This is a genomic window from Allosalinactinospora lopnorensis, assembly GCF_000981225.1.
Taxonomy (GTDB): domain Bacteria; phylum Actinomycetota; class Actinomycetes; order Streptosporangiales; family Streptosporangiaceae; genus Allosalinactinospora; species Allosalinactinospora lopnorensis.
On record NZ_LAJC01000030.1, the window covers coordinates 1 to 26,422 of the forward strand.

General features: G+C 68.4%; 27 protein-coding genes and 4 pseudogenes. 10 read left to right on the forward strand and 21 right to left on the reverse strand.

What is annotated here, in order from left to right:
* Window positions 1-50: 50 nt before the first annotated feature.
* Window positions 51-431, forward strand: coding sequence for a recombinase family protein (locus VS93_RS28110; protein ID WP_082126845.1), 381 nt, complete (start codon window positions 51-53; stop codon window positions 429-431).
* 400 nt (window positions 432-831) lie between these two features.
* Here VS93_RS28110 and VS93_RS26975 read toward each other — a convergent pair whose 3' ends face one another.
* The 3 genes from VS93_RS26975 to VS93_RS12780 all read right to left on the reverse strand — a co-directional run bounded on the left by VS93_RS26975 (window position 832) and on the right by VS93_RS12780 (window position 3,403).
* A complete protein-coding gene (locus VS93_RS26975) occupies window positions 832-1,383 on the reverse strand; it encodes an MFS transporter (protein WP_162231678.1) in 552 nt (183 codons plus the stop codon).
* Window positions 1,374-1,631, reverse strand: coding sequence for a hypothetical protein (locus VS93_RS29145; RefSeq protein WP_156184808.1), 258 nt, complete (start codon window positions 1,629-1,631; stop codon window positions 1,374-1,376). Before VS93_RS29145 ends, VS93_RS26975 begins: the two co-directional genes overlap by 10 nt.
* A gap of 278 nt (window positions 1,632-1,909) precedes the next feature.
* Entirely contained in the window at window positions 1,910-3,403 is a 1,494-nt protein-coding gene (locus VS93_RS12780) for a sugar porter family MFS transporter (protein WP_082126846.1), read from the reverse strand.
* A 328-nt stretch (window positions 3,404-3,731) separates the two neighbouring features.
* On the opposite strand from VS93_RS12780, the gene VS93_RS12785 reads away from it, so the two are divergent.
* The 3 genes and pseudogenes from VS93_RS12785 to VS93_RS33385 all read left to right on the forward strand — a co-directional run.
* Window positions 3,732-3,974, forward strand: a complete 243-nt coding sequence (locus tag VS93_RS12785; RefSeq protein WP_046470172.1) for an HAD hydrolase family protein — start codon at window positions 3,732-3,734, stop codon at window positions 3,972-3,974.
* Window positions 3,975-4,108: 134 nt separating this feature from the next.
* Window positions 4,109-4,324: a hypothetical protein gene (locus VS93_RS12790; RefSeq protein ID WP_156184809.1), complete on the forward strand. Its 216-nt coding sequence runs from the start codon at window positions 4,109-4,111 to the stop codon at window positions 4,322-4,324.
* Between the two features lie 47 nt (window positions 4,325-4,371).
* Window positions 4,372-4,470, forward strand: a pseudogene (locus tag VS93_RS33385) (HAD hydrolase family protein); the annotation flags it as partial.
* Between the two features lie 140 nt (window positions 4,471-4,610).
* Here the strand turns inward: VS93_RS33385 and VS93_RS12795 are convergent.
* From VS93_RS12795 to VS93_RS12825, 8 genes and pseudogenes are all read right to left on the reverse strand, one after another.
* Window positions 4,611-5,327 (reverse strand): sugar kinase, encoded by a 717-nt coding sequence (locus tag VS93_RS12795; protein WP_201776628.1) that lies wholly within the window; start codon window positions 5,325-5,327, stop codon window positions 4,611-4,613.
* Window positions 5,328-5,358: 31 nt separating this feature from the next.
* Window positions 5,359-5,592 (reverse strand): annotated as a pseudogene (locus VS93_RS33390) (PfkB family carbohydrate kinase); the annotation flags it as partial.
* Window positions 5,589-6,236 (reverse strand): bifunctional 4-hydroxy-2-oxoglutarate aldolase/2-dehydro-3-deoxy-phosphogluconate aldolase, encoded by a 648-nt coding sequence (locus VS93_RS12800; protein ID WP_046470174.1) that lies wholly within the window; start codon window positions 6,234-6,236, stop codon window positions 5,589-5,591. The pseudogene VS93_RS33390 and the gene VS93_RS12800, both read right to left, overlap by 4 nt.
* 64 nt (window positions 6,237-6,300) lie before the next feature.
* Window positions 6,301-7,800: an aldehyde dehydrogenase family protein gene (locus tag VS93_RS12805; protein ID WP_046470175.1), complete on the reverse strand. Its 1,500-nt coding sequence runs from the start codon at window positions 7,798-7,800 to the stop codon at window positions 6,301-6,303.
* Window positions 7,801-7,814: 14 nt separating this feature from the next.
* Window positions 7,815-8,954, reverse strand: a complete 1,140-nt coding sequence (locus VS93_RS12810; protein WP_046470176.1) for an iron-containing alcohol dehydrogenase — start codon at window positions 8,952-8,954, stop codon at window positions 7,815-7,817.
* Complete coding sequence (locus VS93_RS12815; protein ID WP_046470177.1) at window positions 8,951-9,733, reverse strand: enoyl-CoA hydratase/isomerase family protein; 783 nt, start codon at window positions 9,731-9,733, stop codon at window positions 8,951-8,953. Before VS93_RS12815 ends, VS93_RS12810 begins: the two co-directional genes overlap by 4 nt.
* Window positions 9,730-11,298: an acyl CoA:acetate/3-ketoacid CoA transferase gene (locus tag VS93_RS12820; protein ID WP_046470178.1), complete on the reverse strand. Its 1,569-nt coding sequence runs from the start codon at window positions 11,296-11,298 to the stop codon at window positions 9,730-9,732. Before VS93_RS12820 ends, VS93_RS12815 begins: the two co-directional genes overlap by 4 nt.
* A gap of 53 nt (window positions 11,299-11,351) precedes the next feature.
* Window positions 11,352-12,491 (reverse strand): glycoside hydrolase family 88 protein, encoded by a 1,140-nt coding sequence (locus VS93_RS12825; protein ID WP_082126848.1) that lies wholly within the window; start codon window positions 12,489-12,491, stop codon window positions 11,352-11,354.
* Between the two features lie 151 nt (window positions 12,492-12,642).
* Between VS93_RS12825 and VS93_RS12830 the strand changes: the two genes are divergently transcribed.
* Both VS93_RS12830 and VS93_RS12835 read left to right on the forward strand, forming a co-directional pair.
* Window positions 12,643-13,440, forward strand: coding sequence for an IclR family transcriptional regulator (locus VS93_RS12830; RefSeq protein ID WP_046470179.1), 798 nt, complete (start codon window positions 12,643-12,645; stop codon window positions 13,438-13,440).
* Window positions 13,441-13,476: 36 nt separating this feature from the next.
* On the forward strand, window positions 13,477-14,271 hold the full coding sequence (locus tag VS93_RS12835) for an IclR family transcriptional regulator (RefSeq protein ID WP_046470180.1): 795 nt from the start codon (window positions 13,477-13,479) through the stop codon (window positions 14,269-14,271).
* 65 nt (window positions 14,272-14,336) lie between these two features.
* Here the strand turns inward: VS93_RS12835 and VS93_RS29150 are convergent.
* A pseudogene (locus tag VS93_RS29150) lies at window positions 14,337-14,877 on the reverse strand (transposase); the annotation flags it as partial.
* A gap of 260 nt (window positions 14,878-15,137) precedes the next feature.
* Between VS93_RS29150 and VS93_RS29155 the strand changes: the two are divergent.
* Window positions 15,138-15,767 (forward strand): hypothetical protein, encoded by a 630-nt coding sequence (locus tag VS93_RS29155; protein WP_156184811.1) that lies wholly within the window; start codon window positions 15,138-15,140, stop codon window positions 15,765-15,767.
* Window positions 15,768-16,213: 446 nt separating this feature from the next.
* On the opposite strand, the gene VS93_RS12850 is transcribed toward VS93_RS29155, so the two are convergent.
* Window positions 16,214-18,421, reverse strand: a complete 2,208-nt coding sequence (locus VS93_RS12850; protein ID WP_156184812.1) for an NB-ARC domain-containing protein — start codon at window positions 18,419-18,421, stop codon at window positions 16,214-16,216.
* A gap of 624 nt (window positions 18,422-19,045) precedes the next feature.
* On the opposite strand from VS93_RS12850, the gene VS93_RS12855 reads away from it, so the two are divergent.
* Window positions 19,046-19,579 (forward strand): NUDIX hydrolase, encoded by a 534-nt coding sequence (locus tag VS93_RS12855; RefSeq protein ID WP_046470182.1) that lies wholly within the window; start codon window positions 19,046-19,048, stop codon window positions 19,577-19,579.
* Here VS93_RS12855 and VS93_RS12860 read toward each other — a convergent pair.
* From VS93_RS12860 to VS93_RS32975, 4 genes and pseudogenes are all read right to left on the reverse strand, one after another.
* A complete protein-coding gene (locus VS93_RS12860) occupies window positions 19,566-20,192 on the reverse strand; it encodes a hypothetical protein (protein WP_236700519.1) in 627 nt (208 codons plus the stop codon). The two genes, VS93_RS12855 and VS93_RS12860, sit on opposite strands and share 14 nt — an antisense overlap.
* Entirely contained in the window at window positions 20,131-20,547 is a 417-nt protein-coding gene (locus VS93_RS12865; protein WP_201776638.1) for an MFS transporter, read from the reverse strand. The genes VS93_RS12860 and VS93_RS12865 overlap by 62 nt, the downstream gene beginning before the upstream one ends.
* A gap of 22 nt (window positions 20,548-20,569) precedes the next feature.
* On the reverse strand, window positions 20,570-21,043 hold the full coding sequence (locus VS93_RS31590) for a hypothetical protein (RefSeq protein ID WP_236700525.1): 474 nt from the start codon (window positions 21,041-21,043) through the stop codon (window positions 20,570-20,572).
* 689 nt (window positions 21,044-21,732) lie between these two features.
* Window positions 21,733-21,909: pseudogene (locus VS93_RS32975) on the reverse strand (hypothetical protein); the annotation flags it as partial.
* A 35-nt stretch (window positions 21,910-21,944) separates the two neighbouring features.
* Between VS93_RS32975 and VS93_RS32980 the strand changes: the two are divergent.
* Together VS93_RS32980 and VS93_RS32985 are read left to right on the forward strand one after the other, a co-directional pair.
* Window positions 21,945-22,202 carry a pyridoxamine 5'-phosphate oxidase family protein gene (locus VS93_RS32980; protein WP_338022732.1) on the forward strand — a complete coding sequence of 86 codons (258 nt, stop codon included), beginning with the start codon at window positions 21,945-21,947 and terminating at the stop codon, window positions 22,200-22,202.
* Entirely contained in the window at window positions 22,199-22,609 is a 411-nt protein-coding gene (locus VS93_RS32985; protein ID WP_338022733.1) for a pyridoxamine 5'-phosphate oxidase family protein, read from the forward strand. Before VS93_RS32980 ends, VS93_RS32985 begins: the two co-directional genes overlap by 4 nt.
* Window positions 22,610-22,788: 179 nt before the next feature.
* Here the strand turns inward: VS93_RS32985 and VS93_RS12880 are convergent, their stop codons facing one another.
* The 4 genes from VS93_RS12880 to VS93_RS12895 form a co-directional block, all read right to left on the reverse strand.
* Window positions 22,789-22,998, reverse strand: a complete 210-nt coding sequence (locus tag VS93_RS12880) for a hypothetical protein (RefSeq protein ID WP_046470209.1) — start codon at window positions 22,996-22,998, stop codon at window positions 22,789-22,791.
* A gap of 776 nt (window positions 22,999-23,774) precedes the next feature.
* Entirely contained in the window at window positions 23,775-24,809 is a 1,035-nt protein-coding gene (locus VS93_RS12885; RefSeq protein ID WP_236700520.1) for an MBL fold metallo-hydrolase, read from the reverse strand.
* The gene (locus tag VS93_RS12890; protein ID WP_046470184.1) at window positions 24,806-25,171 is read right to left on the reverse strand and encodes a hypothetical protein; all 366 of its coding nucleotides are present in this window, start codon (window positions 25,169-25,171) and stop codon (window positions 24,806-24,808) included. Before VS93_RS12890 ends, VS93_RS12885 begins: the two co-directional genes overlap by 4 nt.
* A gap of 89 nt (window positions 25,172-25,260) precedes the next feature.
* A complete protein-coding gene (locus VS93_RS12895) occupies window positions 25,261-26,409 on the reverse strand; it encodes an acetyl-CoA C-acetyltransferase (RefSeq protein WP_046470185.1) in 1,149 nt (382 codons plus the stop codon).
* Between the last annotated feature and the right edge of the window lie 13 nt (window positions 26,410-26,422).

Consider the following 26,422-nt stretch of genomic DNA (forward strand, 5'->3'; position numbering starts at 1 on the left):
AACGACGCCGGAACTGTGGAGCAGCTCGGCTTGATAGCTGGTGCCCACACATGAGGGCCTTCATCTACACCCGCAATGCAGAACCCAACCCAGCACAACGACACCGGCAGTATGAGCAGTGCAAGACAGTCGCCGAACAACACCATTACCAGGTGGTCGGCACAGCACACGACGACGGTCACGCGCGCTCAGGACTGGCCATGCTCATCGAGCGGCTTCGCGCCCACGATATCGACATCGTCCTCACCACCGACCACGCCCGCCTGGGACCCACGATCACTGCTCTGGCCGCGATGGTGGACGAGATGCACCGCGCTGGCGCTCAGTTGAGCACCTGCGAGGAACCCCCTATGCCCAACACGATCGCGAATATGCTCCTAGCATTCGCGCGGCACGGAGACTTCTCATCCGAGGCAGACTCGATTTCATGACCGCTCTCTCGTCGGTAGCATTTGTCATCAGCTGACAGAGCCCCTCTAGCCCCCCATTAGCACCCGCTATTACACGCAATCGAACTGTTCGCCGCTAGGTGCACTTTCCATTGGACGCCTCGTCGCGGGAGTTGTTCTACGTAGCGTTGACGCGCGGCGAACGCTGCAGCCACGCCTACGTGATCATGCCCGACCCTCATGAGGTCGATCCGCATCTCGACCAGCCCGAGTCGATGACTCTGACCGACCGGCTCGCCGAGGTGCTCGCCCGCAGCGTCGCCGACCTGTCTGCCACCGAAACCCTCGCACTCAAGGTAGACCGTCACGCCCTCACTGCCCACGCTGCTGGTCGAGTACGGCGTGCTCGCCCGCGAAGCACAGATTCACCGCTGGGCCCGCGCTACTCGATGTCGGACCGCTCCCCGAGAACGTGGCCGACGACGTTCTTACCAGCCCCTACTACGAACGTCTCGAAGCAGGCGACGAACAGACCGATCCAGCCGCGCGGCTCGCGACCATGCTCGACCAGGCGACTAGTCAACTGACACCGGGCAAGAACCGCAGGCGACGGGTCGCCGAATAAGCGCGCGCCCTCGGGGGTCAGTCCGTTGGAGCCGATGTTGATCAGCCGGCCGGGGAGCAGCGGTCTGCGCCCGGTTCGGAGTACTCCGCGCAAGGGCGTCGCGGCTTGCTCGCGCGCCTCCTCATTGACCTCCTTGAACACCGGCGATTCTTTCATTGTGCGCCGGATGATGTGGGCCGCGACGTTGACCAGGATGCTGGAGAGGAAGGTGAGCCCCCAGCCCCAGTCCTGGAGGGCCTCGGGAGACTTCATGCTCTGGACCAGCATCCAGACCAGCGCGGCGGTGACGAAACCAAACGCTGCGCCGATCCAGACCATAGAAGCAGTGCGTCCTCGACGGCCGGCAGGTGCGAATTCGGTCAGCAGCACGACTGCGCTCGCCATCTCCGCACCGGCCACGAAGCCTGCAGGAATCGGCACGCGACCAGCAGCAGCGGGGCGAGCAGGCCCACCTGCTCGTAGGTGAACAGCAGCCCCATCGCGAACGTGGCCATCCCCATGAGGTAGAGCCTGGTGACCATGACGAACCTGCGGCCGAGCCGGTCCCCGAAGAACAGTCCGCCCAGCGGGCGCGCCGAATCCGATCGCGAACGCCGCGAAACTCGAGATGTAGCCACGGCCGGGTCGAGTTCGGGAAGAACGCGCGGTTGAAGATGAGCCCGGAGGCCGTGCTGTAGACGACCCTGTCGAAGTTCTCGAGGAAGGTTCCCACGAACCCTGCCCAGCGGGCTCGGCGGAGGTCTCTGGCGGACGGGGCCGAAACCTCCGGGGAGGGGGAGGCCGTTGTGGCCGAGCGCGGTGGCCCGCCCTGTGGAGGAGTCGTGGCGTCAGACGTCGTCGTCGAATTCGCTTTCAGTGTTGGAGGAGGAGGGGTCCGAGGTTCTGGCGTGTCGGATCAGACCCGGCGACGGAACCGCTCGGAAGTCCGGGTCGCGGGGAGGAGGGTGTCCGCCTCCTCGAGGGAGAGCCCGTTCGTCTCGGGGAGGAAGAGCCAGACGAAAGCGATCGACACGGCTGCGAAAAAGGTGAAGATCCCGTAGGCTAGTCCAAGAGATATCCCCGCGACGACGGGGAACGAGGTGCTGACGAGGAAGTTGGCGATCCAGTGCATCCCGGCGGCAACTCCCATGGCCTTCGCGCGGAGCTTGTTGGGGAAGATCTCGCCGAGAAGGACCCAGAGCACCGGGCCCCATGTCGCGCCGAAGCACACGACGTAGAGGTTCGCCGCGACGAGCGCGACCGGGCCCCAGGCGCCGGGCAGGGACGGCGCTCCGGCGATCTCGATGGACTGGGAGAACGCGATCGCCATCGTCCCGAGCGTCAGCAGCATGCCCACGGATCCGATGAGCAGGAGCTTGCGCCTGCCGATCCTGTCGATGAGTGCGATTGCGATGAACGTGACGGCGATGTTGATGAGCCCGGTGAGCACGGAGATTCGGAATGAGTCCGACTCCGTGAAGCCGACCGACTGCCAGAGGGTCGTGGAGTAGTAGAAGATCGCGTTGATCCCGAGGAATTGCTGGAGCATGCCGGCGGCGATGCCGATCCACACGATCGGCTTAAGCCCGAGCGCGCTGCCTCGGAGCGTGCTGGTGCGCGCTACTTCTTCGTGGACCAGCGCCTCACGGATGTCGCGCAGTTCCCGGTCCATCTCCTCAGGAGTGACCATTCTGGACAGCACGGCTCGGGCCTTCGCCTCGTCTCCTTTGAGCATGAGGTACCGCGGGGACTCCGGGATCAGCAGCGCGACGACCCCATACAACACTGCTGGGAGTGCCTCGGCCATGAACATCCATCGCCAGGCGGCGAGGCCGAGCCACAACTCTTGCGCCGCGCCGGCTGCGATGTCGGCGAGGAACGCGTTGGTCAGGAGCGCTGCAAAGATGCCGACGGTGATGGCCAGCTGCTGCAGAGAAGCGAGGCGGCCACGGATCTTGCGCGGCGCGATCTCCGCGATGTAAGCGGGAGCGGTGACGGATGCGATGCCGATTCCGAGTCCGCCGACGACGCGCCAAAAGATGAGGTCCCAGACCCCGAACACGAGGCCGGATCCGATGGCCGAGACGAAGAAGAGGGCGGATCCGAGGAGCATCACGGGGATGCGACCCCACCGGTTGGAGAGCTGACCGGCGAAGTAGGCGCCCACGACGCATCCCAGGAGTGCGCTCGCGACGGCGAAGCCCGTGATCGCGGGACGCAGGACGAATTCGCCCTCGATCGCGTTGACAGCCCCGTTGATGACCGAGGAGTCGTAGCCGAAGAGGAAACCGCCAAGGGCTCCGGCAATCGCGAGAACCAGGACGCGGGTCTTGAGAGCGCGCGGCGACGGCTCGGACCGGGCTGGGGTAGCAGGTTGCGATGCGGCGCTGCGATGGGTGTCAGAGTTCACGGGTCATCTCCGGGTTGTGGTCGGTGCATAGCTGTGCGGCGTACCGGTCTCGGATGCGGGTCCGATCGGGGTAGGAGCTGTGCTCCAGCGCTCCTCGGCGCGTCGCTGCGGCTGTTGGGCGTCGTCACTTCGTCGTGCTCCTGACGCGCCCGTGTTCCATTCAGGTTAAGCGGACTGATTGTGATGGGCATCATGTGGTAACTATCACCTAACATGTGGTGGTCGCCACTTCAGTTGCTGAGTGAGTTTACCGGTGAACTGTTAGCGAGAGCCGAACGCTTTGATGGGATGGTAGCGACTGCAGACCCGGGCTCCGTACGGTCGGAACTTGGTACTCACACCGCCCCCTGTCTGCAGGTCGCCCCTCGTCGCCGTCGACATAGACGGGACGCTCCTGCGCTCCGACCACAGCCTGTCTCCGGCGGTCATCGCCGCGGTCGGCCGAGCCCGCGCCGCGGGGGTCGCGGTGGTGCTCGCCAGCTCGCGCCCGCTGGCCGGGATCCTTCCTTCGTTGAGGGTCCTGGGCCTGACGTCGGGTGATCTGTTCGTCGCCTGCCAGGGGGGGCGCTGATCGCATCGGCCTCGGGCGGGGCAGTCCGATAGCTCCGCGCGACGCCGCTCCCTCGCGAGTCCGCGCTTCGCGCTGCGGCGATCGCGGGCGGCCGGGGCCTGGCGACGAATTGGTACGCGGGTCAGGAGTGGTACGTGGATCGGATGACCGAGGCCGTCGAGAGGGAGACGGGGATTCTCGGGATCGCTCCGACCGTCGTCGACCGAGTTGCCGAGTGCCCCGATCCCGTCAAGCTGCTGCTGATCGCCCACGACGGGGCTGATGCGCCTGTCGTCGTTTCCGAACTAGACGACGATCTGAACGTCGCCACGTCCAACCCCACCTACATCGAGGTGACGCCCCAGGCGTAGACAAGGCGCAGGCTGTGGTCGAGGCGGCCGGCCTGCTGAGGATCGGGATGGAGCGTGTCGCAGCGATCGGGGACGGACGCAACGACGTGTCGCTGCTGCGCGCCTCGGGGTACGCCGTGGCGATGGGGAACGCGGCGGCCGACGTTGCTCGGGAAGTCGATGCGGTAACGACCTCGAACGATGAGGACGGCGTCGCGTTCGCGCTGGACGCGATGGTCAACCGTAGCCGCGGGACGGGCCCGGATCCATATCGTGTTGACTGCGGATCGGGTCGATCCGGCCCCAGTCAGCGGCGCACGGGGTCGGCCTCGGGCTCGGACAGCGCTGCGATGTCGCGGAGGCGCGGTGCGCCCTCCCAGTCGCCTGGGCTCATGCACGCATGGGCTCCGCAGGCGTTCGCTCGGTCAAGGCGCGCCTGGACATCCAGCCCATCCAGCCGGGCGCTGAGGTAGCCGGCGACGAAGGCGTCCCCGGCCCCGACAGTGTCGAGCACTGGAACCCGGTGCGCGGGCGACGAGGCGAGTGCCCGCTCGATGAGTGCCAACGCGCCGTGCTCGCCGCGCTTGCATACGCCCTCAGAGACGCCTGCCTCGGCGAGAGCGCGCAGCAGATCCTCCGCCGACGAGGGAGCGACGACGTCGGGCGAGCTCCCGAGGCCCTCTACCACGAGGGCGAGCTCGGCCTCCCCGCCGAAGACGATGTCCGACCGCGCGGCGATCTCTGCGAAGACCGGCGCGGCGTCGGCGCTGGTGGCCAGGGCCGTGCGGTGATTGACGTCGAAGCTGACGATCGTGCCGGCCGTGCGGGCTCGCTGGATCGTGTGGAGGACGGTGCGTCGCGCAGAGCTCGACAGCAGCGGGGTGATGCCAGTGAGGTGGAGCAGTTCGGCGTTCTCGATCATCCCGGCCGGGATATCTGCGGGATCGAGCGCGGAAGCTGCAGAACCGGCGCGGTAGTAGCTCACCGCGGTCGTGCCCGTGGTGGCGTGGGACTTGATCATCATCTGTCGGCCGGGCCGGGTCGGTGACTCCGACGACGTCGACGTCCTCCGCGCGGACTTCGCGCAGTATCCGCTCTCCAAGCTCGTCGTCGCCGACCCGCGTCACCCAGGCGGAGGCGACGCCGAGTCGGCTCAGTCCGATCGCGACGTTGCTCTCGGCCCCTCCGACGCCTATCTCCATGCTGGGAAGGTGCGCGAGAGATCCCACGGAGATGGATCGCAGGAGCACCATGGTCTCGCCGAAGGTGACAGCGCGGGCCGGCCTCATGCCCCGCCTCCCGCACCACAGACCTCGACGAACCGCTTAGCACGAGCAGCGAGCTGTCCGAGATCGCCGCCGTCGAAGGCATCTTCCAGTATGGGGCCTCCGACCGATACGGCGTCGGCGCCGGCGTCGAGCCATGCCCGGGCACCGTCCAGATCGACGCCGCCGGAGGGGATGACCCGCATCTCCGGGAACGGTCCGCGGAGGTCCTTGGTGTAGGCGTGGCCGACGACGCGTGCGGGGAACACCTTCACCGCGCTTGCGCCGTGGTTCCAGCTGCTGTGCAGCTCGGTCGGGGTCAGGCCTCCGGGGACGATCGCGACGCCGTTGTCGGTCGAGATGCGGATCAGCTCGGGGTCTGTGACGGGGGTGACGATGTAGGACGCACCGCTCCGGCAGGCCCGGATCGCCTGGCCGACCGTGGTCACCGTCCCGACGCCGATGTCGGCGCTCGAGCCGAACTCGTGCACGAGCGAAGAGAGCGACGCGAGGGTATCGGGGGTGGTGAGCGTCAGCTCCATGCTGCGCACGCCGGCCGAGATGAGGGCCTCGATGACGTCGAAGTACTGGGTGGCATGGTTCCCGCGCAAGACGGTGATGAGGCGAGTGGACGCGGTGAGTTCAGGCAGAGGGAGTCGGTAGACCACGGGGAGTCCTCGGGTTGAGTGGGTAATGTCTGGGGCAGGCGCGGGATCGTCGCGGGTGATGAGCTCAGACGGGGAAGGCCCCGGTCCGCTTGCCCGTACGGATGCTGATGCTCTTCAGCTCCGTGAACTCCTCGAAGCCGGCCTCGCCCATTTCGCGGCCGACGCCGCTGGCCTTGTACCCGCCGAACGGCATTTGCGGAGGAGCGTCGATGGTGGTGTTGACGTAGACGGTCCCGCTGCGCAGGGCCTTCGCGGTGTCCAGCACGGTGTCGGTGTTCTTGGACCAGATGGTGTTGGACAGGCCGTACTCGACGCCGTTCGCGAGCGAGATCGCCTCCTCCCGGGTGGAGAAGCGCAGGGCCCCGAGCACGGGCCCGAAGACCTCCTCGGTGAAGAGCGGGACATCAGCCCTGGTCAGCTCGACGACGGCCGGGGCCATGAACTGTCCGGCGCTCAGCGCGTGATCGGTGAGGGGCGCTGCGCCGGTGAGCACTGTTCCGTCATGCTCGGCGGCGTCCTCGACGTAGCCGCGGACCTTCGCGAGGTGGTCGGCGTGAATCAGCGCGCCGAGTTGGGTCTGCGGGTCCAGCGGCTGGCCCACGCGGATCCGTTCCATGCGTCGGACAACCTCGGCGAGGAAGTCGTCGGCGACCTGGTCCTCGACCAGGAGACGGGGCTGTCCCACACAGCATTCGCCGTTGTTGAACGTAGCTCCGTGTGCGACGGCCGCGGCGGCGTCCTCGAGGTCGGCGTCGGCGAAGACGAGCTGCGCCGCCTTCCCGCCGAGCTCGAGGGAGAGCTTCTTGAGGTTCCCGGACGAGGCCTGGACGACCTTGCGCCCGGTAGCAGTCGAGCCGGTGAAGGAGACGAGGTCCACGGCGGGCGACTCGGACAGCAGCGCCCCGGCGCGGCCGTCTCCGGTGACGAGGTTGGCCACACCCGCGGGCAGTCCGGCCTCGGCGATCAGGCCGAAGATCAGGCTCGCGCTGGAGCTGGTGAACTCCGAGGGCTTCACGATCGCGGTGCAGCCGGCGGCCAGGGCGAAGGGGAGCTTCTGGCTGAGGATCAGCGCGGGGAAGTTCCACGGGACGATGAGGGCGACGACGCCGATTGGCTCGCGCAGTACGAGGCCGGTGTGGTCGGGGCCGCCCTCGGTGAAGGTCTGGCCCTTCATCGTCATCGCGAGCGCCGCGGCGTAGCGCCAGAGGCCGGCAGCTCCGCCGATGTCGCCCCGGGCGGTGGTCAGGGGCTTGCCGACCTCCTCGGCGTCGAGGCGGGCGAGCTCCTCGGCGTGGTCGTCAATGAGGTCGGCGACGCGGTGGAGGAACGCCGCGCGCTCGGCGACCGTGGTCCGCGGCCATGGTCCCTCGTCGAAGGCGCGGCGGGCGGCGGCGACGGCAGAGCCGACCTCCGCAGCGTCGGCGGCCATGACCTGGCTGACGACCTCGTCGGTTCCGGGGGCGCGGCGGTCGATGGTCCGCCCTGCGGAGGCCGCCTCGACGCCGTCGATGACGTGACCGATGATTCGCGGGCCAGTGGCAGGGGTGGTGTGGGTGGCGTTCATGTCAGTGGTCTCCTTCACAGGGCGCGGCGGTAGAGGTCGGTGAGGTCCTGCAAGGACGCCTCACGCGGGTTGCCGGGCAGGTCGGCCTGTCCGAGGGCGTCCGCGGCCAGCGCCGGGATCGCGTCTTCGGGGATGTCGAGCTCGGTCAGAGTGCGGGGAACGGCGGTCTCCTCGGCGAGGCGGTGGACGCGCTCGGAGGCCCGGCGCGCGGCGTCCTCCGCCGAGAGGCCGGCGACGTCCTCGCCGAGTGCCTGCGCGATGCGGGCGAAGCGTTCCGGGGCGGCGGGGAGGTTGAAGTCCATGACGTAGGGGAGGAACAGCGCATTCGCGGTGCCGTGGTGGATGCCGAAATGACCGCCGAGCGTGTTGGCCAGGGCGTGGACGGCTCCGAGTCCGGCGTCGTGGAACCCGATGCCCGCCATGGATGAGGCCACGAGCATCTGGTAGAGCGCCTCCGGGTCGCCCTGGGAGGCGGGGACGAGGTTCTGGCCGATGATCTCGATCGCGCCGAGGTTGATGGCGTCGGTGACGGGGTTCGCGCCCTTGGCGACATAGGCCTCGATCGCGTGGGTGAGGGCATCCATGCCCGTGGTCGCGGCGATCCGTCCGGGGAGCCCGGCAACGACCCGCGGGTCCAGGATCGCGATCCTGGCGAACATGAGGTCGGAGACGATGACCATCTTGACGTGGGTGTCAGGGTCGGTAATGACCGCGCCCTTGGTGACTTCGGAGCCGGATCCGACCGTGGTGGGGACCACCAAGACCGGCAGCGGCGGGGTGGAGAAGCGGTCCACTCCCTCGTAGTCGCCAATACGGCCGCCGTTGGTGGCGATCACGGCCACGGACTTTGCGACGTCGATGCTGGACCCGCCGCCGATGGCGACGACGATGTCGGAACCGGCAGCCGCGCGGGCGGCGTCGGCCTTCTCGACGGTCGCGATGTCAGGGTTGCCCACGACCTCGGAGAACGTGTCGATCGGCAGGCCGCTGTCGGTGAGGATGGCGTGCACCTGATCGTGGATGCCGGCGGCGACGATGCCGGGGTCGGTGACGATGAGGACCTTCGTGCCCAACGAGGGGAGCTGCGTGGCGGCGGTCTCGAGGGCATCCTCGCCCATGATCAGACGGGGCGGGGAGGAGAAACTGCGGCTCATGACGGGTCTGCCTTTCGTACGGAGGACTTCTTGCGGTTCAGGAATGCTTCGACGGCCTCGCGCTGCTCGGGCGAGCTGCAGCGCTGGCCGACGAGCTCGGCCTCGCGGCGCAGTCCGCACTGGATCCCGGAGAGCTCTCCGGTACGGACGGCGTCCTTGGCGGCGGCGACGGCTCCAGGAGCATGGCGGGTGATCCGACTGGCCAGGGCGAGGGCCTCGGCCAGGGCGTCGTCCCCGACGGCGTTGACCAGGCCGCAGGCGAGGGCAGCCTCGGCGTCGATCGGATCGCCGGTGAGGATCATCTGCAGGGCGCGCCCGCGGCCGATGAGGCGGGGGAGGCGCTGGGTGCCGCCCCAGCCGGGGATGTTGGCCAGCGTGATCTCGGGCTGACCCAGGCGGGCGGCGCGGGAGGCGGTGCGGAGGTCGCAGGCCATGGCGAGCTCGAGCCCGCCGCCGAGCGCGACGCCGTTGAGGGCCGCGACAGTGACCAGGGGGAGTTCCTCGATGCGATCGAAGACGTCCTGGCCGTGGGTCATCTGGCGGCGTGCCTGGTCGGCGGTGAGGCCGCGCAGGGTGCTGATGTCCGCGCCGGCGGAGAACGCGCGGTGCCCGGAGCCGGTGATGATAAGGACGCGGGTCTGCGAGGGGTTTTCGTGCAGGCGCGCTGCGAGCTCGCCCAGGGCGTCGATCGTGGGCGTGTCCAGGGCGTTGCCCTTGGCAGCGCGGTCGATCGAGGCGACCAGCACCCCGTCTGCGTGCTCGGCGAGGGCGACGGTCATCGTGCGTTCTCCTTCTGCTCGGTCGCCGGCAGCCGTAGCGGGAACGATCCGTCGGTGAAGATGGCGGGGTCCATCTCGCACAAGTCGGGCGAGATGACAGGTCGGAAGCCCATGCGGGCGATGACGTCGCGCTCCGCGTCGAGCCCGGGGGCCACCTCGGTGAGGACAAGGCCTTCGGGTGAGAGGGCGAAGACGGCCCGCTCGCTGACGTAGAGCACGTCCTTGCCCTGTTCGGCGGCGAGGGCTCCGGAGAAGCTGATCTGTTCGACTTCCGCGACGAACTTGCGGGTCCCGCCGCCGTCGATCTCGATCGCCCCCTTCCCGTCCAGCCGCGGGGGAGCGCCGGCCTCGAAGGTGCCGACGAACACGACGCGCTTCGCGCCCTGGGAGATGTTGACGAAGCCGCCGATCCCGGCCAGGCGGCGGCCGAAGCGGCTGACGTTGACGTTCCCCGCCGCGTCGACCTGAGCGAAGCTCAGGACCGCGAGGTCCAGGCCGCCGCCGTCGTACCAGTCGAACTGCGCGCCGGCGTCGATGGAGGACTGGTGGTTGCGGGTCAGGCCGAAGTCGGAGCCGCCTGCAGGGACGCCGCCGACGTGGCCCTGCTCGACGGTGAAAGTCACTTCCTGGTCCAGTCTGGCCTCGGCCAGGACCGCGGCGACGCCGTCGGGCATCCCGAAGCCGAGGTTGACGATCTCCTGGGCCCTGACCTGCTGCGCTGCGCGGCGGGCGATCACCTTGCGCACCGTGAACGGGATCGGGGGGATCTCGATCGCCTCTGCCCGCTCGCGGCCCTCGAGCAGCGCGTCCCGGTCGGTCGCGTGCGAGAGGCGCTGCTGCGGGTCGACGATGATCGCGTCTACCAGGACCCCGGGGATCCGCACCGTGTCGGCGGCGATCTCACCGTACGGGACTCGGGTGCGGACCTGGACTATGACGAGGCCTCCGGAGGCCTTCGCGGCCTGCGCGGCGGCGAGGGTCTCCGCGAGAAGGCCCTCGCCCTCCATAGATATGTTCCCGCGCTCGTCCGCTGTGGTCCCACGGACAATGGCGACGTCGATCGGGAACGATGGGGTGTGGATCCATTCCTTCCCACCGAGCTCGACGATCTGGTTGACCGGGTCGACGGCGGAGCGGTTCAGCCTGCCGCCGTCCAGCCGCGGGTCCACGGATGTGCCCAGGCCCACTTGGGACAGAGGGCCCGGGCGGCCGCCGGCGATCTCGCGCAGTAGGTGGGACAGCGTCCCCTGCGGGAGGCAGTAGGCCTGGATTTTCTCGTCGACCGCGAGCTCTTGCATCCTGCGCGACCATGCCCAGTGCCCGCCGATCACCTTTCGGGTCAGGCCCTCGTGGGCGAGGTGGTCGATGCCATCGGCGTTGCCGGATCCCATGCCGGAGACGTGCAGCACGGTGAGGTCGCGGGGAGCCGCGGTCTCGAGGAACCGCCGCTCGAGGGCGGCGAGGACGGTGGCGGGCTCGTTCACCCCGCCGCCCGAGCCGTCGACGAGCACAGTCGCGGCGTCGGGGACTAGCGACACTGCTTCGTCGGCTGTGAGGAACTGCATCGTCGGTGTCCTTCCCTGCGCATTATGCGCCGCGGTGGGTGTCTTGGAGCCGGTCATCGCTGCCTGCCTCCGTGGATAACGTGGTGGAGAGCCTCGACGAAGTAGTGGTCGCCCCACATGACGCTCTCGTCAACACCCACGCCGTTGTTGTAGTGATAGGTGCCGTGCTTCAGCACGCCCTCCCAGCCCGATCCCGGCGAGGCGAGGAATTCGGGCCCGCAGAGCGCCGCGAGCAGGCGGAGCGCGTAGCGGCGGTATCGCTCCGTGTTCGCCGGGTCGGCGTCGCCGAGGCGGAGCAGGGCGGCCGCGGCGATCGCGCCGGCGGAGGACTCGTGCGGCAGCGGGGGCTGCGGGTCCTCCCAGTCGTTCGGGGGAACGAGAGCGTCTCCCGTGCGGTCTATGTAGGTGTCAGCGAGGAGACGCGCGGTGTCGAGCATGTCCGGGTCACCTGTCCAGACGAAGGCGTCGGTGAAGCCGTAGATGGCCCAGGAATGCCCTCGCACCCAGCTGGAGTCGGCGCGGTACCCCTGATGCGTCGCCGTGCGCTCGAACACGCCGGTGTCGGGGTCGAACCACCCCTCGTGCACGCTGGTCCCGTCGCCGCGAACGAGGAACCGGCGAGAAGTGCGGGCGTGTGCGTGGGCGATATCCGCGAGCTCGGCATCTCCGCTGAGCTGCGCGGCCTGGAAGATCACCTCGATGTTCATCATGACGTCGATGAAGGTGCTCCCGGGGGCGACCCAGGTGCTGAGGTAGCGGCCACGAGGGTTGTAGCGCTGGGCCATCGTCCGGCCGGCGGTGATGAGGACGTCGCGGGTGCGATCGTCCGGGAAACGTTGGTGCCAGCGGCCCCAGCTGGGGGTGAACAGGAAGCCGATGTCATGGGTGCCCGTGTCGTGCTTGCGAGGCTCCAGCAGGCCGCTGTACTCTTCGGCTCGCTCCCGCCACCACCCCGTGCCGTCGCTGTCGGAGAACATCCATAGCATGCCGGTGAGGAACCCGGCCGACCATGTCGGGGCCCACGGGTCCTCCTCGAAATCCCACCGCCCCGAACTGGTGAAGGTAGGGAAAGCCCGGGGGTACTCGTTGACCAGGCGGCGCACCTGGTGCCGGGCAGTGCTGTAAGCGGCTCCGAAGACCCCGCTCCCGGCGCGGTCGGCCGCACGGCCTCGGTCAAGTGCCAGTTCGCTCACTGCTGTGTGCCTCGCTTCGTTGTGTCGTGTGGGGCGCCACCCCCTCTGAGTCGGGGCAGCATGGGATCTCCTTGAAGGCTATTCTGATCAGCCCTTGCAGGTAACGAGTATCAGCGAATAGTGTTAGCGAACAGCTAACGGAGGAGGGGTCGTGAGTACTGCCGCTGTCAGCACCGCCGACGACGGGTACGCTGCGAAGTACGCGCCGAGGACCGTGCGGTCGGTGTCTCATGCCATCGAACTAGTGAGGATCCTGGCAGGGTCCGCCGAGGCGAGGACGCTGAGCGATCTGTCCCGCCGCGTAAGCCTCAGCAAGCCCTCCGTGTATGGACTCCTCAACAGTCTCGTCTCCGAGGGCCTCGTCCGGCGCGACGAGTGCGGGCACTACCGCGTCGGCTGGGGTGCTCTCGAGCTCGCCGCGCAGGTCGAGGAGCCGCGCGCCCTGGAGGCGGGCGCGCGGTCCGTGCTCAGCGACCTGGCCGGTGCGACGCGCGGTGCAGCACTACTCTCAGTCGCCAACCGGAAGCACGTCCTGTATGTTGGTCGCGAACAGCAGGACTGGTCGTTCGACACTGTCGCGACGATCGGCCATCGTTCGCCGTGGCACGCCACGGCATCGGGAAAAGTCCTCCTTGCCCACCAGTCGTCAAAGGTCCTGTCGCACGTGTTGGCGGAGCCGCTCACCCGGAGCACGTCCTCCACTCTCACTGAGCCGGGCGCGCTGCGCAGAGAGCTCGCGCGGGTGAAGTCGCACGGTTTCGCTACCTGCTGGGGAGAGCACGAGCCTCTGTTATCGAGCCTCGCGGTCCCAGTCTTCGACCGCCGGGGGACGATGCGGGCGGCGCTGGCCGTGGCGGTTCCGACCGAGTTCCTGCGTAAGGTCCCGGCGACCCGCGTGGTCAACCGGCTCCGCTCCGCTTCGCGGACGATCCGGGAAGCGCTGAACTGAAGGGGACGAACGGGAGACGACGAGGAGATGAGATCGATGGCCACCACAGAGACCGCCGCCAGCGCAGCCTCATCGCCGCGCACCGTCCAGTCCGTGACGCGGGCCGTGCGTCTCCTCAAGGAGATCGGCCGAGCGGCTGAGCCGAGCGCCCTGAGCGATCTGGCCCGCGAGGCCGGGCTGAGCAAGCCGGCCGTATACAACCTGCTCAAGACCCTCGAGATCGAGGGCCTCGTCCGTAAGGGCTCCGACGCCCGATACTCGCTGACCTGGGGGATCTACGAGCTCGGGACCGCGGCTCTGCGCGGCGTCGACGTCAGTCGTATTGCGCGCTCGCACCTGGACAGTCTGGCGGCGCGGACCGGCGAGGCGACGCTCCTGGCGATCCTCGAAGACGATGCCGTGCTCTACCTCGACCGCGGCCAGTCCGCGGAAACGTTCTCGATGATCGCGAACGTGGGACGGCGGTCGCCGCTGCACACGAACGCCTCGGGGAAGGTGCTCCTCGCGGGGCAGGACCCGATCGTCATCGATCGGATCCTGGACGGCCCGCTCGAGCGCAGCACGCCCTGTACCCATGTCGACCGGCGGGAGATCCTCAGCGAGCTGGAACTCGTGCGCCGCGAGGGCTTCGCCCTCTGCTCCCAGGAGCAGGAGATCGGGCTATCTAGTGTCTCGGTCCCGATCAGGGACCACACCGGATCCGTGCACGCTGCCCTCACCGTTGCCGGCCCGTCTACGCGAGTCGATAGGCGCGCGAAGCTCGACCTCGTCGACACACTTAAGTCGGAGTCCGCAGTGATCAGTGAGAAGCTCGGCGCACCGCAGCCGTAGGGCGATTCAGTGGCTGGTCAAGTCCCTGGAAGTGGTGCATCGATCCTTCGCTGAGGGGCAGGCGGTCAAGGGGGCAGGGAACTCGTTGTCACCTTCAAATCTCCGGCGTCGGAGACGACGGCGTGTTGGCAGCGGGCGAGGACAGTGAGGCCGAGGCAGCGGCGTGCATCAAGCCATTCATCGGCCTGTTCGGCCAGGACCGCGCCGACAAGACGGACGAACGCGTCCGGGGTCGGTCCGTCGGTGGATCTTCCTGTTTAGCCGTTCGGTGGGGCTGTTGGACCAGGTCTGGACCACACCTCTTTGCGAGCGCGATGAAAGCGAGGAGGTCCGCGCGGGCGGCGTCGAGGCTTTCGGCCCTGGCTGGGAGCTTCGCGCTGACGTAGTTCAGCGGTCGCTCGAACATGGCTTTTACCGGGGCGGCGTTGGGGTGGTCATAGACGTTGTGCAGCATCGCTTCCACCGCCGGCCGCATACCCTTCGGCGTTTCATGGCCATGAAGTTCGCTGCGAAGTGAGCGCGGCACCGCTGCCACAACGCGCCGGGCAGACGCGCAGCGATCGCCTCGACCAGCCCGACCTGAGCGTCGGAGGTGACCAGGCGGACGTCTGCACAACGCTCACGCTGTATACAGGAGTCAGTCGGGTAGACTCGGAGAGCGTGTTCATGATCTGCTGTGACGGTTGAACCGGCCCTCGGCGGGAGTGGCGCGCAGGAGGCACGGGTTGCCGATTGGGCCGCAGTATCTGCGAGATTGCAGGCTTCTCCTTAGAACTGGTACAAGTGACCCGAATCGTTGGTGACCCTTGCTATGACCGGTTGCTGGCCAGCCTGCCGCACCGTGCCGCCTACCGGCGTGCTCTGGGGTGGCCGATGGCTGTTCGCTGGTGGTGGTCTCATCCACCTGGGGGCCGCACTCCCTGCTCGGCCACGACTTGAGCCTGCCGGCCGCCGTGGCGGGTGCTCTTCCCTCACAGCACTACAAGGTGGTGACCGTTCCCCACCCGGTCATGTGGGCCTGGCACGGTCACCGGCAGGTCCGGGCGTGGCTTTCCCAGGCGCAACGGCAAGGATCGGGGCTGCTACCTCCGGAAGAAGGGTGGAGGGCAGCACTTGTCGCCTCCGACCTGGTCATTGGTGATCACGGGTCGGTGACGCTGTATGCCGCGGCCCTGGGCCGGCCGGTCCTGCTCGCGGCGTTTCCGCATGAGGAGGTGTATCCGGGCTCGGCCATTGAGCTGATGGGCCGGGCAACACCGCCCTTGGAGCGCGGCTCGGCGCTGGAGCCCCAGATACGCCAGGCCATCGACGGGCACGCCCCGCAGCGGGGCGACTGGTATGCCCCCCTGGTGTCGTCGGTGCCCGGGCAGGCGGCGGCCCGCCTCCGCGGACTCATGTACCAAATGATGCGGCTGACCGAGCCGGACACGGCAGCGCAGACCTCGCCGGTCCCGCTCCCCCGGCTCCTGCCGCGCCTGGAAGGGGAGCCGCGATGACGCCTACCGTAGCGCTTCGCGGTGCGCTGAGGGTGCTCGGGACTGGTTGCGCTGGTGTCGGTCCCACCGCCCACGGCGTGCGCCGCGTCATCGACGACCTCCTGTGGACACAGGCCAGTTCCTGTGGGCACAGGCCAGCGATGGCGCCGTTGGGCTCGGCACCGCCGATGTCATCACCCTCGACACAGATAGGCGGCGGTCGGCCCGGTCGGCCGCTGCCCACCTGCTCGAGGTGTGGCCTGGCTGCATGGCTGTGGCGGTGCCCGGCGACAACGGTGCGCTGGTGGCTGTTCGCGACCATGGTGAGCTGAGTGTGCCCGCACCGGTTGGCGAGGCTCAGTTCGTGCTCGTGTTGTCGTTGGTGCACACCTGGGTGGCGGCCGGGTACCGGGCGATGGAACTGGCCGACGTGGCGGGGGCACTGACCCCTGCCGTGCTCGATGCCATCAGGGCGGCCCTTCCTCAGGGGGTTCCTGGTCGCTCTCGCGCTCCAGCCCGGCAAGGTGTCCTCGTATGGTTTCGGCTTCGGGGGCGCCCAGTTCGCTATAGCGTGAGAGGGCTTGGTGCAGGTGGTGCCGCGATGGTGGAACGTGGCCACGGAGCATGTGCAGCTCCCCCAGCATCTGGTGCACTCGGGCGATCTCCATTCGTGCCCTGGCCCGCTGGCTGACCTGGAGGGCCTGCTCAAGCGTGCTCCCCGCCTGGTCCAACTCACCAGCCTTGATGTGGCAGTCCGCCAGGCCCACCAGGATTCGGCTGGTCACATAGTCGTCGTTGGTGGCGATGAAGTACTCGCAGGCGTGGGAGAGGTAGCGAATCGCGGTGTCGTGCTCGCCGGCGTCGCGGTGCGCCTCCTCCAGTCGGCGGTTCATCATGGCCACACCGCGCGGTTCGTCCTCCTCTTCGAAGATCCGCAGCGCCTCGGCGAAGCGGAGGATGGCGCAGCGCGGGGTGTTGCGGATGATGTCGGTGACGCCCAGATACTCCAGGGCCGCGGCCTGGCCAAGGCGGTGGCCGGCACGCACCCAAAGGTCGTGGGCCCGTTGCACGAGCTGGGCTGCGGTTTCGACCTCGTTGAGGTTGAGTCGGGCCACAGCCAGCGCCACCAACATCCGGGCCTGGGGCGCGGGCTCGCCCAGCTCCTCTGCGGCGGCGAGGCCGGTCGTGTGCGTCTCCAGCCACACGTCGTAGTGCCGGTGCAGGCTGAACAGTTCCCACATCGCTTCGCACAGCTGCCAGGCGGTTTCGTTACGGCCGCTGGTGCGGGCCAGCTCCACCAGCGCGCGCAGGGTGGGCAGCTCGGTCTCCAACCACGCGAGGGCCTCCTCGCGGCCGTCGAACACCGCGGGGCGCTCGCGGGCGGCCTCGAACATGGGGTTGAGGTGCCAGCGCCCCGGGCCCAGTGTGAGATCGGCGGCCACGGCGGTGCGCAGGTAGTAGCCGAGCAGGCGATCCAGGGCCGCCGCGCGCTCATGGGCGGGCTCGTGCTCGTGGGCCCGGTCACGTGCGTGGATGCGCACCAGGTCATGAAAGGCGAATCGGCCATCGCCGCGCTCGCCCAGCAGGCTCGCCGCGACCAGGTACTCCAGCTGCTCCTCGACATCGAAGACGTCGATGTCGGCCAACGCCGCCGCGGCTGAGGCATCGAAGCCGGGCCCTGGGTGCAGCCCCAGCAGGCGATACAGCCGCGCAGCGCTACGGGGAAGCGTGGAGTAGGAGACGTCGAAGACCGCCCGAACCGACGTCTCCTCTTCATATCGACTGAGCACCGCCAGCCGTCGCCGTTCCTCACCGAGTTCGGCCACCATGTGCTCGGCGGAACGCTGTGGGCGCATGACCAAACGGCCGGCTATCGCACACAACGCCAACGGGAGGCGCCCGCCCAGCTCGGCCAACTCCCGCGAGGTGCGCGCGCTCAGCGTGGCACGCCGCCCCGCGAGGAGGCCGTTGATCAGGCTGATGGCCGCCGCAGCCTCCAAGGGATGAATATCGATGAACTCGGGCCTGTGATCGATAAGCCCGGTCAGCCGCAACCGCGTGGTGACAACGACCAGGTGTGCGCCCTCACCGGGCAGCAACGAGCGCACCTGGGCCGAGGAGATGGCGTTGTCGAGAAGCAACGCCATGCGGCGATCCTTGGTGTGCTTGCGAAACAGCGCGGCGCGGGCAGCGAGTCCGTGCGGAATCTCGGCTGGAGCAACACCGAGCGCTCGCAGGAAGGTATCCAGCGCTTGCTCAGGCTCAACGGCCTCCGCCGGAGAAAACCCCGCAAGATCGGCATAAAGCTGACCATCGGGAAAGTCCGCCACCGTCTGACGCAGGAACGTGGTGGCCAGCGCGGTCTTTCCCACCCCACCGGTGCCAGTGACAATGACCAACCGTGACTGCCGACGCTCCTCGACCTCCGCACCGATGCGGGTGAGCAGGCGCAACTCCTCATTCCGGTCAGTGAACCCAGAAGGGGCCAGCGGGAGTTGACACAACACCCTCTCCCCGTGCTCTGGCCGGTGGATGTGCACACCGCCATAAATAGCCCCGGCCTGCACCGCAGCACCATGAACATCACCCGTTATCCGGGGTCCCGTCCCCGGATGCGCACCGCCCCGGTGAGAGCGCTGCGCCTCGCCCCCTGTCTCGTTATCACCGACCCGCATACATCAGATCCCCAGGTGTTGAAACGATCATTACAAGGTGACCAGAATATCCGACATGGTGTCGGATTTCGGACTGACCCCTTGATGGCCTGTGACCTGCATACCCACGAACGACAAACCAGAAAGCAATGTTCGGATCGCTAGCCGTAACGATCAGTTACACGCCCTGGTGGCGAAAAAACCTAAAGATTTTGGTCAGAGCACTCAGTTCCGGCCCCTGGGCCCGCCTTCTCGGCCGACCCCCAAAGATCAGGGTTCGAAGTCAGCCTCAAAGATCAAATCCGGCGCCAGTTTGAGGTACACCTGCACAATCCGGTCTGTCGTCGCCGCCATTCTCAACGGACGGGTCTTCTCATTCCCCTGTGGGATTGTTCGTTAACGTATCGGTAACCTTACGAACTTCCCGTTCTTCACCGCGTGGCGAAGGTCGGTGAGCATCTTGGTCACATGCTCGACGGGAATGAATCGTCTAGTGGCCGACCCCGGCCGTTCCGCTAACAGTCTGCGACGACCGGATTACTGCTGCCCCGTAGTACCCCGGCTACCTGGAGGACATCACGCGGAAGGTCCGCACCGTGTGCGGGCCATTCGTTTGCCTCGACTGCTCCGGTCTAGGGTGGCCGTGTGAGCGATTCCCAATGGACCATCCACGGTGAACGCCTCGTCGACGAGAACCGGCACCTCCGCCTGTCTACCGTTGACGTGGAGCTTCCCAACGGGGTCACGTTCACCCAGTACGTCGCGAAAATGCCTCCGGCCGCGATGACGCTCGTCGTCGACGATGATTGGCGGGTGCTTCTGATGTACCGCCACCGGTTCATCATCGACCGGTGGGTGTGGGAGCTGCCCGGCGGCTACGTCGACGGTGTCGAGGACATTACGCTGGCCGCGGCCCGTGAGGTGGAGGAAGAGACCGGGTGGCGTCCCCGCTCGATGGAGCACCTGGTGACGTTCCAGCCGGCGATCGGGTCGGTGGACCAGCCCCAGATCCTCTACCTCGCTCGCGGCGCCGACCTCACCGACACCGTTCCCGACGTCAACGAAGCCCAGAATGTCGCCTGGTTCCCCTTGGATGAGGCGGTGGGGATGATCGAGAGTGGGCAGATCGTGGGCGCCTCCACTGTGGTGGCGCTGTATCGGGCGCTCAGCCTGCGGTAACCACCTGGCGGGCGCGCTCTTCGAAGTCGGCGACCTCTGGAAGCTCGGCGTGCGGGCGCAGCCGACGCTGCACCCCGCGCAGATAGGACAAGGCGCGCCGTGACTTCAGCCCTTCCACCAGGTCCAGCGCTTGAGAGGCGACGCGTACCGCTTCCTCCGGGGCACTGTCGGCGTGCGCCCAGGCCAGCATGAGCAGGTTGAACGCGCGCCCGCGCACATAGTCGGTGTTCATCTGCAGCGACTGCTCGGCGTAACGTGCAGTTTGGATATCCACTCGCAAGGCGCGGAAACAGTGGGCGATCTTCGCCGCCAGGTAGGCCCCGTCGAAGTAAGCCAACCACTCCGGCGGGTCCGGGGCATCGGTCTCGAAGGCGCGCTCCCCAGCCAGCAGCGCCCGCGAGGTCGCCCTGCCATCGCGGCGTCCGGCGTGGCCGTGCGCCTCGATCAGATGGCATTCGGCCAGACCGCGCCGACGAGGGTTACTCGCACACGGTCGATCACTTTGGGAAGCAACGAACGTCGGACCGTTGAGCCCGGATCCGGTGGACGCGTCACCGGAAACACTGACGGATCTGGCCGCGTACGCGCACAGCGCGCTTCCCAGCAGCGGCACGACGGTGAGCCCGGCACTGGTGGCGACCGCCCCGGTCTCCGGGAAGCAGGCGCGGAGCGAGGGCGAGAAGCACCACGCCGACCGGAATGTTGATCAGGAATGCCGGGCGCCGGCTTATGTCGAACAGGTCGGCGCCCACAATCATTCCGCCCGCGACCTGCCCAAGGGCGACGCCGAGGGCGAGGACCATCGAGTACAGGGCGATCGCCCTGTCGCGGACCCGGCCCTCATAGCTGAGCTGGATGATGGACAGCACCTGCGGAATCATGAGCGCACCGCCGCAGGCCTGCACGATTCGACCGCCGACCAGGACCGACGCGTTCGGGGCCAGTCCGCATAGCAGTGAGGCGGCCACGAAGCCCACCCAGGTGGGAGGTTCAGGTGCCGCGCCCGGCGGGTTCGGGGCGGAGGGCCGCGGCGACGTCGGCGGCGAGGGAGGGCGCCTCGGCGGGGTCGAGCTCCGCGGTGGTGATGCGGACCCCCGGCGGTCCGGCGACGCGGAACCGGGCACCGGGGGCCACGGCCCAGCCGCGGTCCTGCAGCCGGCTCACCGCCCCGGTCTCTTCGGGGACGGGCACCCACACGTTCAGCCCGCTGCGGCCGTGGGCGGGCACCGCGTCCCGGGCGAGGGCGTCGAGCAGGGCCTGCCGGCGCCCGTCGTAGCGGGCCGCGACCCGCCGCGGCCGCTCCCCCGCCTCCCGCCACAGCTGCGCCGCGGCGCGCTGCAGCGCGTGCGAGGTCCAGCCGTGGGTGACCCGCTGCCGGGTGCGCACTCCCGCCACGGTCTCGGGATCCCCGACCAGCGCCGCGGTACGCAGGTCGGGTCCGAGGGACTTCGAAACCGAGCGCACCAGCATCCAGTCCCGGGCCGCCGGGGCCAGGCTGTGGAACGGCGCGAGGTGAACGCGAACCCGTGGTCGTCCTCGACCAGCAGCACCTCGGGGTGGGCCGCCAGTACGCCGCGCAGTGCCTCGGCCCGTTGCCCGCCCAGTGCGGACCCGAACGGGTTCTGCGCCCGCGATGTCACCACCGCAGCCCGCGCCCCAGCGCCCAGGGCGCCTTCGAGCTCGCCGGGCAGCGGCCCCTCGTCGTCCACGCGCACGCCGTGCGGCTCCAGCCCGAGCAGCCCGAGCAGGTCGAGCAGAGCGTGCCACCCGGGATCCTCCACGGCGACGCGGTCTCCCGGGCGCAGCCGTGTCAGCAGCGCCTTCTCCACCGCATCCAGCGTTCCGCAGGCGACGGCCACCGTCCCGTCAGGCACCCCGTCGGCGCGGAACGACTCGGTGGCCACTCGGTGCAGCCCGCCGTCCTCGGCGGGCTGTCCGTAGAGCACCGGCTCGGCATCCCGGGCCGCGTCACCAAGCGGTCCGCCAAGCGCGGGCAGCAGGCGGGGGTCAGGGTTCCCGCTGGACAGATCGCGCGCACCCTCGGGAACGGCGGCCGCGATGTCCTCGCGCAGCGCCGAGCCGAGGCGGGGACGGACCCGCGTGCCGCGGCGGCCCGCCGTCTCCACCACGCCCCGGCGGCGCAGCGTCTGGTAGGCGGCGGAGACCGTGTTCGGGTTCACCCCGAGCTCGGCCGCGAAAGCGCGGATCGGGGGGAGGGCGCAGCCGGCGGTGAGCACGCCGGCGTCCACCGCGCGCTCCACCCCCGCGACGATCCCCGTGGCACTGCGGCGATCGGCTATGTAAGCTGTCCACCAAGAATCATCTAGCACAAAAATTATTGTGTACTAGTTTGAAGGGGAGTGCAATGACCACCACCCCCGCCCGCTACGCCCCGACCCCCCGCACCACACCCACCCGCAAGAACGACCGGGTCGACTACGACCGCACACTGGTGCACGAGATCCTGGACGCGGAGTACCTGTGCCACGTGGGCTTCGTCGCCGACACCGCGCCGGTGGTGCTGCCCACGCTGTACGCGCGGATGAACGGCCATCTCTACCTGCACGGCTCCAGCGGCAGCCGGCTGGTGCTGCTGGCCCAGGAGGCGTGTCGGTGTGCGTGACGGTCACCTGCGTGGACGGCCTGGTGCTGGCACGTTCGGCCATGCACCACTCGGTGAACTACCGCTCGGTGGTGGTCCACGGGACGGCCTACCGCGTCACCGGCGAGCAGGAGGCCCGGCTCGCGCTGGACCGCATCGTGGACCATGTGGTGCCGGGTCGGACCACGGACATCCGACCTCCCTCCGCCAAGGAGCTCGCCGCGACCGGGGTGCTGCGCCTCGACATCGCCGAGGTGTCCGCAAAGGTTCGCAGCGGCGGGGTGAACGACGACCCTGAGGACCTGCACCTGCCGCACTGGGCCGGGGTCCTTCCGGTGCGGCGCGCGGTCGGCTCCCCCGAGCCCGACCCGCAACTGTCCGACGAGGTCGCGCTGCCCGGCTACCTGGAGCCGTACACCACGGGATAGCCGGGCGTTCGATGACACGGCGACGGGCACCTGTCCACCGGACCGAAACGCGACCGGCCGAACACCCGGCGGATCCGCTGACGCGTTCGGCGGTCCGACCGAGCCCATGGCGTGCCCGGTCTCTCCTGGAGCGAGGCCGCCCGGCCCGGATGCGGCCCGGACCTGGTGGAACGGCGGAGTTACTCCGAGGGCTCGGGAAGCGTGGGGCAGTCGATCTCCGGATTGACCCCCATGTAGTTCAGCGGCCCGACGAACACCGTGGTCAGGGTGCTCCCGAGCGTCGCGCAGGATTGTTCCGAAGCGAAGAGATAACCGCGTTGCACAGTGGCGATAACACCGATGAGCAGCCAGATCGCAACGAACGCCGAAAAGGTGATCTTAAGACGCACCACTGTCTCCCTTGTGTCTCATGACGTGTCTGGGGGCATCGGGGGACACGCGCCGGCACGGAACCCGCCGGGGCCGAGCAGGGAGAAGGCCGCAGCACCCCGCTGCCCGGTGCGCTTGCCTCATGCTTGCCTCGCCGTCGTCGGTGCAGTAACGATCAATCAAGCGGAGTTATAGCCAAAGCAACGAGAAATACACCATAGCGCGATTTATACCGATATGAGCAGGGGAAACGTTCACGTCTCGATCACGATGCGCACACGCCGCGGCCCCCAGCCGGCGCTTCTGGTCGGAGCGGAGAGGAGAGCCAAAGGTCGGCCGGCGGTTCGCACCCGGAACCGCCGGCCGACCGGGGCGCTCCCCGCGGGGCACCCGTGGACACGGCCGCCGGCGACGGCGCCACCCCGAGACCAGCGCCGCCCCGGACGCGGGCGGCCGTCCCCGCGCCAGGGGCGGGGCGGCAAGTTCCTCGTGCCCGGGCGACTGGAGCGATCCGCCATGCCCGCCTCGCCGACATCGGGTGGACCTCGGGTCCGGTGTCCGTCTGTTCGCCCTCGGGTGTAGAAGCACTGAGTGCATCCAGTCACAATCGCGTCTCTCGCGAGGGGAGCGCGCCGGACAGGCACCGCGAACGACGAGGCCTACTCCTCTGCGGTCCGGGCCCGTCCGCGCCTACGCCATCGGGGCCCTCTACGGGTACGCCGCGGACGGACATCGGTCCCGCAGCCACGCCGCCGGAGCGGCCTGACACCGACTTCGAAGCGGCAGCCGCATGCGGTCACGCGTGGCCGAGCCCGTACCGCCGAACGCCGTCGTGCTCGTCCACCCCCAGGTGTCCGCCGTCGACCAGGACATCGAGGTGTGCCACGGTCTCGCACACGGCCAGCATCCGGTTGAAGGCGTCGAGCTCACCAAAGGCACGCTCACGACGGGTCCAGGTCAGGCCTGTGGCCACATCGAACGCTGTGGAGCCCGATGCGACCACGTCCAGACACGCGTCGAAGCGTTGTTCGTGGTGCCTCAGAAGGTCGTGCACACGGTCATGGACCGAGTCGGTCACGGGTCCGTGCGCGGGCAGCAAGGCGCAGTCCGGCAGCCTGAGCACCCGGTGAAGTGACTCCAGGTAGTCCTTGAGCGGAAGCGCTCCCCCGCCCAGCTCGAACCCGATCGAGGGGGTGATGTGTGGGAGAACGTGGTCGCCGGAGAAGAGCAGCGATCGGCTCTCGTCCCGGAAGACCAGATGCCCCTGGGTGTGGCCGGGCGTCGAAACCGCCTCGAGCCGCCCCACGACGTCACCGTCCTCCAACCACACGTCGGGCGGCTTCCATACCGTCGGGTCATACGGCGGCCAGTCCACCGCCGCGAGCTCGTCGAGCAGCCCATCGGCACCCCCGGACCGGAGCCTGTCGAACGCATGCGTCGGCAGGTTCGTCCTGATCCGGCGCAGTTCCTCCAGACCCGGGCGCTCATCCGCTCCGAGCAGCACCCTGAGCCTGTATCGGTCACGCAACCACACCGCCTGGGTGTAGTGGTCGCGATGAATGTGGGTGACCATGACATCACGCAGGTCGCCGACACAGTAACCAAGCTGGTTCAGCGAGGTGTCGAGCACCTCGAACGCGCCAGTGAGTGCCCAGCCGCCGTCGATCAGGGTCAGCCCCGCGGAGTCCTCGAGCACATAGACGTTGACCGCCTTGAGCCCGTCCTCGGGCAGCGGCAGGGCCACGCGATGCACCCCGTCGACGACCGTCTCCACTCCTGCTTCGTCCCAGCGCACGGTGTCATGACGAAGGGACGCACGGGCGGAGCTCACGCTGCTTCACCTTCTGACGGGCCCACCAAGCGGAACTCCTTGTCGAAGTACACGAGGTAGCGCTGGACCAGGCCGACGGCCGAGAGCGTCGCCGACGCAAGGAAGGCACCGGTCTCCACATCGTCGTCGGTCACCACTCCATAGACGGCCTCGAAGTCGCCGTCCGAACTCTCCCGGGTGATGTGGTGCCGTCGGGTGACGGCGGGCCGGTCGGACACGTACCCCCATAGCTCCTCACGTGACGTTCCGCTGACCGGCCCAGAGGGGAGCGCCAACAAGAAGCTGACGTGCGGCTCCACGAGATCCATGGCCGACTGCGGGTCCTCGCTGTCCAGCCGGGCCATGTACTCACGAATCGTCATCAGCTCTCCCTGTTCGATCGGTCGCGGCAATGACAAGTTTCGAGTTTACTTCAGTTTGGTTTACTTATCGCGCAAGCGGTCGGAAAAGACTAGAGGCGTTCGACGAGTGTCGCGTTCGCCATGCCGCCGCCTTCGCACATCGTCTGCAGGCCGTACCGCCCTCCGGTCCGGCGCAGATGATGGACCATCGTGGTCATGAGCCTGGCCCCCGTCGCACCCAGTGGGTGGCCCAACGCGATCGCACCGCCGAGCACGTTCGTCCTGTCCAACGGGGCACCGGACTCTTTCTTCCAGGCCAGAACGACGGAGGCGAATGCCTCGTTGACCTCGAACAGATCGATGTCGTCCAGGGTCAAGCCAGCCTTGGCAAGCACCGCGTCCGTGGCCGGGATCGGACCGGTGAGCATGAGGACCGGGTCAGAGCCGACGACCGTCATGGCATGGATCCGGGCCAGGGGGGCCAGTCCGTGAACTCGTACCGCCCTCTCGGACGCCACGAGCATGGCTGCCGCCCCGTCGGAGATCTGGCTCGACACGGCGGCCGTCAGCCGACCCCCCTCCCGGAGCGGGGCGAGTGCCGCCATCTTCTCCCGTGAGCTGTCGGAGCGCGGTCCTTCGTCGTGGACTACCTCACCGAGCGGCACGATTTCCTCGGCGAACAGACCGGCGCTCGTCGCGGCGACGGCGCGCTCATGGCTGGCCAGTGCGAGCTCCTCCATGTCCTCCCGAGAGATGTTCCACTTCTCCGCGATGAGCTCTGCGCCGCGGAACTGGGAGATCTCCTGGTCGCCGTACCGTCTCCCCCAGCCGGCGCCGCCGTAGGGGAAGCCCATCCCCTCGCGGTGGCCCACGAGCGCGGGGCCGGCCATCGGCACCCGACTCATAACCTCCACGCCACCGGCGACGACCAGGTCCTGGGTCCCGGACATCACCGCTTGGGCCGCGAAATGGATCGCCTGCTGAGCCGAACCACACTGACGGTCGAGTGTCGTGCCCGGGACGGTCTCCGGCAGACCGGCACTCAGCCACGCGTTGCGTGCGATGTTCGCCGCCTGCGCACCCATCTGGTCAACGCATCCGAAGATGACGTCGTCGACCGCTGTGGGGTCGATGCCGGTGCGGCCCACCAGCGCAGTGAGCACGTGTCCGCCCAGGTCATTCGGGTGCACGGCGCTGAGGCCGCCGCCACGACGACCGACGGGGGAACGAAGCGCTTCGACGATGTAGGCCTCGGGCATGGGCACCTCCGGG